Below are 10,423 nucleotides of genomic sequence, written 5' to 3'. Positions count from 1 at the left end.
CTTCAGACACATCAAGATCTTGCTGCAAATATTCATAACCACAAAAATATTGCCAATAAATATTTTCCTTTAGCTCTTCCTCCGTAAACGAATCAGAACCGTTGTACATAGCTTGAAGCATTGATAGTGCTAGCATTACTCTATGATCTTTCTTATTTCTACCAAATTGCTTGATTTCAATGTTAGGCAATGCTCTGGCTTCAAGTTCAGACCAATTTACTAAATCCCTTAGTTTATATAACTTGTTTTTAGGATTTAGTTTTGTAGATAATTTCTCTTCAAATAACCTTTCTTGTTTTTGGAGAAAAGTAATATTTTCTATAGGCATAATTTTAAAATCCGTAAGCTTTATGCGGTAATTATACCATTTTCTTATGGATTTTGTAAGCTGTTTATGACATGAAACCCCTTGTTAATTCAGGCGGGGAGAGTTTTGACGGAGGGACTAAACATGAAGTTAAAGCTATTGATAGTGCGCTAAGGATTTTTAATATGGATTATCGCAGTGTTCACTATCTTGGATCCAGAGAAGTTCGTGGTAGACCAGATAGTGATTTAGTAGACTTACAACAGAGGGAACTAATTCAGAATGGTAAGTGGCTCGAGGATGATGCAGCAAAATTGTTGCTTGAAGCCGAGCGCCAAGAACAAAAATAATATAGCAAAAACACCTTAATTTTGGTACGTTAATTTTAAAGCAGCACCTAGTGCAGCGTAGGTTGCTATGTGAGCACAGGCGAGTCTTGCTAATATGTCCCAAAATTAAAGTGGGTAAGCTATATGATAAGGAATTACTTGCGCAAATTCTTTGCCGCCTCTTTTTATCCAACTAATTCGGATGATTGGTATAAAAGTAAAGGGTACGATGGCCAAGACTCGCTAGAACAATTTTCACAATTTTTATCCAGCCAAGACCAAGAAGGAGCAGTATTTTACGATGAGTTTAAGTCGCTTAATTTAAAACGACAGTTTATTCAATCTGGTGAATATAAGCTAGATTCAGTATTGTTAATACCTCAAGAGGTGACCAACTCAAAAAGGAAGGGTGAGGGGTTGTACTTTGTATTTTTCCAAGGAAGAGGGGAGTTTTACGAGAGTCGTTTTCGTGATATGGCTATTCAGGCGCGAGAGACCGGTGCTACGGTTTTGGGTTTTAATCCTAAAGGATTTCGTAGTAGCACTGGTAAGACTGAGAAGATTTTTGATATAGTCGAGGATGGCATAGCGGTAATAAAACATTTGCTCGATCAAATGGATCTAAAACCTTGGCAGATAGTTTTGCAAGGAAATTCACTCGGCGCGGGTGTACAAGAAATGGTTGCCGAGCATTTTCGGAAGTTATATGGCTTCAGCTTCAGGCAGATAAATAGTAATTCGTTTAAAACATTAGCGGCAGTTTTGGCACATCATTATCAAGTTCCATTTTTTGAAAGCATAATAAGACTAGTTTTGCTATATGCTCAGTGGGAAATTATGCCGGGTAAAGATTTTTATAAAACCGGCCCGTATCGTTGCCATTTGCGAAGACAAAACGATCGGACTATAGCAATTGGTGCCGAGTACAATATTAGTGTTGACATTGAAAGTGATTGTGCCGAGTGCCCAGCAGGCTACAGGGAGACCAATAGATGGTTATACGAAAATTGTCAGCTAATATATAACGGCAATAGTGAAACAGACCCACATTTTCTGAGTCTCCATTATTTTGATCTTCCAGGTGAAGAGGGGAAAGGTAAGCATTCTGTCTACAAATTTATTAACCGCTATCTTGAAGAGTCAGCAAAGTATATAGAATACTAGTCATCCCAGGCAAAACCATTGGTCATCACGCGGGCTTGACCCGGGATCTCGGGAGGCAAAAGAAGATCCTGGGCCAACGGCATGCGTAGCCAGCTCAAGTTCAGGATGACAACGTTTTGTTTAGCATGACAGAATTAGCACACAGTCATCCCGGACTTGATCCGAGATCTCAGGAGGCAAAAAAAGATCCTAATATCTGTGTTCAGGATGACAACGTTTTGTTTAGCATGACAGAATTAGCACACAGTCATCCCGGCCTTGATCCGGGATCTCAGGAGGCAAAAAAAGATCCTAATATCTGTGTTCAGGATGACAGCATTTTGCTTAGGGTAACATAGTACCATATAGGTCATCCCGGGCTTGATCCGGGATCTCAGGAAGCAAAGAAGATCCTGAAACAAGTTCAGGATGAAGGCGTTGTGCCCCAAATCACACCAATAATTAACTAGTGTGATATAAATGCACAACTTATGAAAAAGTAGTGTAGTGATAGACTTAATACTTGCTCCTAGCTTTCCTACATGTATATAATTGCTTCGTAATTGGTTATTTTTTCGTTCCTAAGGTTAAGGGGCGACCTTATGTACTCAAGTGTTTCTTTAGAGTGTGCAAGGCTAAAAATTATCAAAGCAAAATGTTTCGGGATTTATTTATTTCGAAAAAGTTATTATTAACCATAAATAAAAGGATAAAACTTATGGCAAAATCAAAATTCTTAAAAAGTTTGCTAACAACGGCTTCAGCCGTGGCTGTCCTAGCAGGCGGAGCGCAGAGCGCTAGTGCTGCTGCTCGCACTACCACAGGACCTGGAGGAGCAATAGTTATTGTTCAAAACAATGATTCTGCTGGTGCGCTATCCGCTGCCCTTGGGGTTGGAGACTCTATTCAATTAAATCATGCAAGAGACATTACAACTGGTGGCGCTATAACTTTGGTAGCTCCTGGTATTAACGCAAACGGTAATACTGGCCAAACTTTTAACGTAGGTCACGCGGTTACTTGGCCAGGTGCTACTGATCTTATTAACGTCGCATTAAATGTAACTGTTGGTGGTGCTATCACTATTCAGGATGTTACGACTAAAGCTGTAACTATCTCTGGTGGTGCAGTAACTATAAGACATACATTGGCTGCGGATGCTAATGGTAGGGTAAGTGTATCAGGCGGAACATTGGCTATTACTAACGCTGGTGAAAACGTACTTGTTTCTGGTACTGGTATAGTAACCCAAACAGGAACCGTTGGTGGAGATGTTGTTGTAACTGGTGGTGGTAAATATCTAGGTGCGGTTGGTGCTGTTGTTACAGGTGATGTAACTATTAACACTACTGCTATTGGAAACACGTTCCGTGATGCTGCGGCTGTAAATGTTACTCAAGGTTCGGTGACGTTTAACGATGCTAATGGTCTTGTAACAGTAAATGGTGGTACTATTGTTGCTATGAATGACGCTACTCTTGGTCTAAATATTAGTAGTGGTACTATTACTAATATGAATGATATTACAAATGGTGGTTTAATAGCTTCAGGTGGTCTTATATCAGCTTTGAATGATATTGCTAATGGTGGTAATGCTGCATTAAGTGGTAATGCAATTGTAAACCAAGGTGGTACTATTGCTGGCACATTAGATGTAACTGGTAATGCTCAGTATATAGGTGGAGCTGGTGCTACTATTACAGGAGTAGTAAGTTTTAACACTACTACTAATGGAAACACGTTCCATGATGCTACTGCGGCTGTAAATATTTCTGGAGGTGGAGTGACTTTCAATGATGCTAATGGTCGTGTCACAGTAACTGGTGGTACTATTACTGCTATGAATGACGCTGTTAATGGTGTAACAATTAGTGGTGGTACTATTACTAATATGAATGATATTACAAATGGTGGTTTAATAGCTTCAGGTGGTCTTATATCAGCTTTGAATGATATTGCTAATGGTGGTAATGCTGCATTAAGTGGTAATGCAATTGTAAACCAAGGTGGTACTATTGCTGGCACATTAGGCGTAACTGGTAATGCTCAGTATCTTGGTACGGCTGGTGCTAATATTACAGGTGCTGTAACTATTAATACTACTATGGCTGGAAATACGTTCAATAATGCTCTTGCTGCAGCAAATATTACTCAAGGTTCGGTGACGTTTAACGATGCTGCTGGTCTTGTAACAGTAAATGGTGGTACTATTACTGCTATGAATGACGCTGCTCTTGGTCTAGCGATTAGTAGTGGTACTATTACTAATATGAATGATATTACAAATGGTGGTTTAGTAGCTACAGGTGGTCTTATATCAGCTTTGAATGATATTGCTAATGGTGGTAATGCTGCATTAAGCGGTAATGCAATTGTACACCAAGGTGGTACTGTTGCTGGCACATTAGGCGTAGCTGGTAATGCTCAGTACCTTGGTACAGCTGGTGCTGATATTACAGGTGCTGTAACTATTAATACCGCAAACGCTGGTACAAACACATTTAACAATGCTGTTGCGGCTGTAAATGTTGCTCAAGGTAAAGTTCAGTTTAATAATGCTGGTGGTCTTTTAACAGTAACTGGTGGTGAAGTTGTTGCTATGAATGACGCTGCTAATGGTGTAACAATTAGTGGTGGTACTATTACTTCTATACGCGATATTGCTGGTGCTAATTTAATAGCTAGTGGTGGTGTCATAACTGGTCTGCGTAATATCGGTGCCGTTAATGCTGTATTAACTGGTAATGCAGTGGTGAACCAAACTGGTACTATTGGTGGGACATTAGGCGTAGCAGGTAATTCTTTGTATCTAGGTACTACTGTTGCGAATAATATTACAGGTGCTGTAGTTATTAATACCGCAAACGCTGGTACAAACACATTTAACAATGCTGTTGCGACTGTAAATGTTGCTCAAGGTAAAGTTAGGTTTAATAATGCTGGTGGTCTTGTAACAGTAACTGGTGGTGAAATTGTTGCTATGAATGACGCTGCTAATGGTGTAACAATTAGTGGTGGTACTATTACTTCTATACGCGATATTGCTGGTGCTAATTTAACAGCTAGTGGTGGTGTCATAACTGGTCTGCGTAATATCGGTGCCGTTAATGCTGTATTAACTGGTAATGCAGTGGTGAACCAAACTGGTACTATTGGCGGGACATTAGGCGTAGCAGGTAATTCTTTGTATCTAGGTACTACTGCTGCGAATGATATTACAGGTGCTGTAGTTATCAATACCGCAAACGCTGGCATGAACACGTTCCATAATTCTAATGCGAATGTGACTGTTACTGCTGGTAATTTAACTATGAATAACGTTGGAAATGACTTAATAGTTAACGGCGCATCGTCAAATGCTGTAATTACTGGTAATGTTGTCAATGATGTTACAGGAGGGCACGCTACTGCTAGAGCGACTATTGCTGGAAATGTCGGTGGTATAGTAGATCAAGCAGGTATCTTTGTATTTACAGGTACTGGAACTGTCGCTGGTGCAGTTGGTGGTGGTGCTCAGGTAACAAAAATAATAGTAGACACTGTAGATACGCGTACATTTACTGATGGTGGTTTAGATGTTGCAGAGCTAAACTTTGCTAAAAACGGAACTGCAAGCCTTACTGCTGCAGATCTTGCGGCAGTAAATGTTACTACAGATACTCCTGGTGAAGGAACAGTTCTTGTTAATGCAAATCAAGTTATCACTGCTAACGTTGGAGCTGTTAACATAAAAGCTGTTGGTGTTAGAAATATTGCTATTAACACAGCTAACTTTGAGGCAAATGTTCTTGCAAATGCACCAGATGAAGTTACTGTAAATACTGGTGTTATTGCTTCTACTAGAGTTGGTAATTTGGGTTCAGTTGGTGCTCGTTTATTGGCAGCTAACTTTAATATAACTGGTGGTTCAGTTGGTGATGTTTATGCTAAAAACACAGCTGTTGCAGCTGGTATTAATCAAACGTTTAGAGGTATAGTTTCTGGTATTGATACAACTCTAGCTACTGCTGGTTCAACAGCTTCATTTGCTGATGGTTCCACAGTTGATACAGCAATTAGATCTATAATTCCTGGAGCTGGTACCGTAGATTTTCTTGGTGGTACAACAATACAAAAGGATATCGGTGCTGGCGGTAGAGCAGCTTTAGTGAGATTTGTTGATAATGACCAATTCACTGCTAACTTAAATGTTGATAATATCTTTGCAGATGCTATTACATTGAGAAAAGGTGTAATAAACCTGAATAAAAATGTTACTCTGAACGGTGCAACTACGATAACAAGCACGCCATTAACTCTTAATGACAAGAAGTTGACTGTTGCTGCTGGAAGTAACTTAGTCTTCAGTGGTAATAATGAAATTGATTTTGTTATTACAGCTACTGGCGATACTGTGACTGGTGGACAAATTCAAAGCAATGGACCTCTTCAGTACACAGCTGGAACTACTATTAATATAACGCCTGATGATACTCAAAGTGGTAGACCAACAGCTGGCAAGACTCGCGTACATACTTTAATTGTTAATAATAACGCTAATCCTGTGGTTGCTGGAAGTACTTTGGATATAACTAAAGTTACTATTGATAATAGCGCTAATGTGTTTACTAAGTGGACACCAACTATAGATGCTAAGGGCGGATTAGCTCTTACACAAGAAGATAACGCTAAGGAAGTTATTTTGGGTCTACTAGGGACAAGCGCAGATGCTGTTGATAAAGCTAATATCGCGGCATTGACATCAGCTCCACAAGGTACTGATGGTGCAAAACTTATTGACTTATTAAGTTCATTGAAAGATAGCTCTAATAAGTTAGTAAAAGCTAAAGTCGACGAAACTCTTGATCGTTTACCTCCAGTATCGACAGTTGCTGATGCTATAGAAAGTACATCTGGAGCAGTGAGCATGGGTCTGTCACAACGTATGACTAACCTAGCAGGAGGCCAAGGTACACCGGTTCAGTCTAGAACTGTTGCATCTAGCGATGCTGCAATGAGCGGTATGAATGCTGGTGATGATCACGCAAGGTACGGTGCATGGATAAGCCCATTCTTTGGCAAAACTACGCAAAAAGAAAGAAAAGGTGCTGCTGGGTATAAGAATGATACATACGGTGCAAGCTTCGGTTTTGATACTAGAGCTAACGACGATATGATCATCGGTGGTGCGGTTACTGTTGCTAATAACGAAATGAAGCATAAAAACTTCAAAGCTGGTGATAAAACCAAGATCAGTTCAATGATGTTCTCCATATATGGAATGCAACAAATTACTGATAGTTGGTTTGCTCATGGAGTTGCTACATTCGGTTCAAACGAAGTAAAAAATTCTGAAAAAAGAGTTTCAGGTCTTACAACGTACGATACTGTTAGTGGTAAGTACACTTCTATGTCATTCAACGGTGAAGCAATGTTCGGTTATAATTTCTTAACAGAGCAAGTAACATTTACACCGATGGCTGGTCTTAGATACAGCAGAGTTAATGATGGTGGATATAAAGAAACTGGATCAACAACAGGTCAGAATATAGATGTTAAGACTAAAGCATCTAACAAGCTTGAAGTTGTTGCTGGTGCAAGGATTGCTGGTGGTACATTCGATACGAATGGTATGACTGTAACTCCTGAAGTCCATGGATTCATTAACCACGATCTAATTGGTAAAAATCCAAAACAAACTTTGGGTCTTGCTGGTACTAACGGTTTAACTGTTAAATCAAATAAACCTGTTAAAACTACATTCAATGTTGGAGCTGGTGTAAACTTTGCCTACAACATGATGGAGTATGGTGTTGGTTATGATGCTGAGATTGCTACTAAGCGTCTTGGACATCAAGGTACTTTGAAGCTTCGTGTGAACTTCTAATTCTAATGGGGCTAAGGGAATTCGTTCCTTTAACCCCAACGACTTATGATTTGGTATAAATCATAAACTTATTTGACCTCTGCAGCTTTATTGTTGCAGAGGTTTTTTTATGTATCATATATATAGTCAATCCAGCCCTGCTCGTGTGGTGACCACTTCAAGGGGGAGGCAACGCAACACTGCTCCGCGGAGAGCGCCCTGCCTTATGAAGAGGAGAATCTGCTTGCCCAGCTGAGATCCATAGGCCAGAGGGCAAGCGCAGCTTCAGTCAAGCTCGGGATGACTAGACTACACTTGGCCGTATACTATTTGTCATACCGGACTTGATCCGGTATCTCGGGCCGTCGCAGGAGATCCTGAAACAAGTTCAGGATGACTATTGATGTTTGGGAGCATAGGCGAGGCCGGCGCAAGCTTCAGTCGATCTCAGGCTGACTAACTTATTCTTATATATACTGTCATACCGGACTTGATCCGGTATCTCGGGCCGTCGCAGGAGATCCTGAAACAAGCTCAGGATGGACTATGCTGTTGGAGCATAGGCAGAGCCTGGGAAGCACCGAAAGTTCAGCAGAACTGGGAGGTAGACACGTTTTTTAACTAATTTATTAGTACGACAGAGATGTAGGACCACTTTAGTCGTTGAGCAAAGTTCACCTTCGAGAACCTTTTTTTAAAGTGGAACCAGTCTAACAACACCACGATGTTGCCAGGGACCGGCTCTAATAGAATTTTCATAGTCCAGAGGATTTTTTATCTACTCTAACCTACCAAGCAGCCCTAGCGTGGATTCTAGTACAAAACTTATTCAACATCAACCATGTAAATATAAATTATACCCACGACCGTTGTCATCCCTAACTCACTTGAAGCTTGAGCCGGCCTCGTCTAGGATCCCAAACATCAATAGTCATCCTGAACTTGTTTTAGGATCTCCTGCGACTGAGATACCGGATCAAGTCCGGTATGACGATATATAAGCATAAGTGTAGTTATCCTGAGCTTGACTAAAGCTGCGCCGGCCTCTTGGCCTAAGATCTCTTTCGGAGTAATAAAAAGATCCAGGATCAAGCTCAGTGATGGTGGTTTGTTTCAAGGAATGGTAGGTTAAGCAACCCAGAATTGCTATGATTTCTTACATCAAATTCGGGTTATTAGTAATCAAATCAAAGTTATTTATATAATCTCCGGTTAAATACATAAAAATTACTTGAATCTTTTTTTATTTGACTATACCAATATACTCCTTATGAATAGGATAAATTATTAATCTAGAAAAATATAAAAAATTATGGCTAAAGTAAAGTTACTCGAAAAAATAAAAACGGATCTGAAAGCATCTTTAACAAAGGTAAATAAGAAAATAATAGAAAAAAAATCACAAAAAATTTCTAAGAGCAAAGCTTTAACGAAAGACACTGAAAAATTTGATAGTTCTGATGATGAAACTCCAGTAACTATTGTAACTGCAAGCCAAAATATTCAGATAGTTCTCTTGGTGAATCTTCAGATTCTGGTCCTGATTTTATTACAAATGAAGATGTTCGGACAACCTCAACTATAAATAACGTGGGATTACTTAGTGTAGACAGTAATGGCGATATCTTCGTGATTGGGGAGAGCGATTATTCAATTGATGATATAACGCATTCTTTTCAGCAAACTTCCATTAGCTAGGACGTTAATTGTTAAAATAAAAGGCCACTTTGTCGGTTATGTTAAGTTTAATAGTATGCGTAGCTCGAGTTCAGAACCCATTTTTATTTTATGAGATCCTCTCTGGCCAAACTCTTGAATGACTAATATAGTGCGAAGTGTGTCACGTGATATAGGCAATAGGCTGTTATTAACTAAGGTGGCACCAAATTCTGCTCCTTAGCTGTTCTCACACGGTATAAATAGGAGAAGACGATGCGCGGCGCGGGGGTTACAGAAATAATAACACCCTGAACAATGGATAAGAGATCAGTAGTTTGTTAGGCCACATAGTTGTCATATTGCAAAGTCATCAAGAGCAAACACCAGTTATCCCGGGCTTAATCCGTGATCTTTTTTTGTTTTATTAGATCCTAGGGTGAAGGCATATGAAGCCCAGGGATGAGTAGTGGCGATCATTCTAGGCCAAGAAGGCGCCTTCAAACAAGCTCAGCATGACGGTGCGTGTGTAATCAGCCTTATACAAAACTATATTTTTTCCCTAGTTTAGGGTCTGTCCATCTAAGTGTGTAAATTCCTTATAGGTTATATAATCAATTAATATAACTAAGAGGAATAAAATATGACTAAAAACACTATCAATAATAAGAATAATGAAGCTATATCCGCAGCGATAGATTTACTGGTAAGTAAAGAAGTAGATCTATCGAATGTTTTAAGCAAAGGCGGGTTATTGAAACAACTAACAAAACGTCTTGTGGAAAAAGCTTTACAGGCAGAGATGAATAATCATCTAGGTTATGACAGATACGATCGTATTATCACTTCTAATAACGCCCGTAACGGTGTATCTCAAAAGAATCTAATCACTGATAATGGCCTTATTACAATAGACGTTCCAAGGGATAGAGATGCTGAGTTTGAACCTGCAATCATTCCCAAAAGAAAAACAAGAATTGAAGGTTTAGATCAAAAAATTCTATCCTTATACGCCAAAGGAATGAGTCTATCAGATATTAAACTTCAGATTCAGGAACTATACGGGGCTGACATTAGCGAAAGCCTTGTTAGTAGAATTACTGATGATGTCATGGACGATGTTAAAGCTTGGCAAGGCAGGCC

General features: G+C 39.6%; 7 protein-coding genes. 6 read left to right on the top strand and 1 reads right to left on the bottom strand.

The features are described from left to right. The coding region (locus Megvenef_RS04565; RefSeq protein ID WP_322776028.1) for a transposase at positions 1 to 328 on the bottom strand (328 nt) is incomplete at its 3' end. A gap of 71 nt (positions 329 to 399) precedes the next feature. Here Megvenef_RS04565 and Megvenef_RS04560 point away from each other — a divergent pair. From Megvenef_RS04560 to Megvenef_RS04535, 6 genes are all read left to right on the top strand, one after another. After that, positions 400 to 657, top strand: coding sequence for a hypothetical protein (locus Megvenef_RS04560; protein ID WP_322776806.1), 258 nt, complete (start codon positions 400 to 402; stop codon positions 655 to 657). 123 nt (positions 658 to 780) lie between these two features. Continuing rightward, positions 781 to 1,800 carry an alpha/beta hydrolase gene (locus Megvenef_RS04555; RefSeq protein WP_322776805.1) on the top strand — a complete coding sequence of 340 codons (1,020 nt, stop codon included), beginning with the start codon at positions 781 to 783 and terminating at the stop codon, positions 1,798 to 1,800. A gap of 125 nt (positions 1,801 to 1,925) precedes the next feature. Then, on the top strand, positions 1,926 to 2,138 hold the full coding sequence (locus tag Megvenef_RS04550) for a hypothetical protein (protein ID WP_322776804.1): 213 nt from the start codon (positions 1,926 to 1,928) through the stop codon (positions 2,136 to 2,138). A 359-nt stretch (positions 2,139 to 2,497) separates the two neighbouring features. Further along, on the top strand, positions 2,498 to 7,645 hold the full coding sequence (locus tag Megvenef_RS04545) for an autotransporter domain-containing protein (RefSeq protein ID WP_322776803.1): 5,148 nt from the start codon (positions 2,498 to 2,500) through the stop codon (positions 7,643 to 7,645). A 1,291-nt stretch (positions 7,646 to 8,936) separates the two neighbouring features. Next, positions 8,937 to 9,209 (top strand): hypothetical protein, encoded by a 273-nt coding sequence (locus Megvenef_RS04540; RefSeq protein ID WP_322776802.1) that lies wholly within the window; start codon positions 8,937 to 8,939, stop codon positions 9,207 to 9,209. 714 nt (positions 9,210 to 9,923) lie between these two features. Beyond that, positions 9,924 to 10,423: transposase (locus Megvenef_RS04535; protein ID WP_322776251.1), on the top strand; the 500-nt coding region annotated here is incomplete at its 3' end.

This window comes from Candidatus Megaera venefica (assembly GCF_034554655.1).
GTDB classification, from domain to species: Bacteria; Pseudomonadota; Alphaproteobacteria; order Rickettsiales; family Rickettsiaceae; genus Megaera_A; species Megaera_A venefica.
The sequence above is the reverse complement of the archived record's forward strand: the minus strand, read 5'-3'. Positions and strand labels throughout refer to the sequence as shown.

Excerpts from the sequence above, each read along its gene's own strand:
- Megvenef_RS04540 (WP_322776802.1), top strand. The coding sequence starts at position 8,937 with ATGGCTAAAGTAAAGTTACTCGAAAAAATAAAAACGGATCTGAAAGCA.
- Megvenef_RS04550 (WP_322776804.1), top strand. The coding sequence starts at position 1,926 with ATGACAGAATTAGCACACAGTCATCCCGGACTTGATCCGAGATCTCAG.
- Megvenef_RS04560 (WP_322776806.1), top strand. The coding sequence starts at position 400 with ATGAAACCCCTTGTTAATTCAGGCGGGGAGAGTTTTGACGGAGGGACT.
- Megvenef_RS04545 (WP_322776803.1), top strand. The coding sequence starts at position 2,498 with ATGGCAAAATCAAAATTCTTAAAAAGTTTGCTAACAACGGCTTCAGCC.
- Megvenef_RS04555 (WP_322776805.1), top strand. The coding sequence starts at position 781 with ATGATAAGGAATTACTTGCGCAAATTCTTTGCCGCCTCTTTTTATCCA.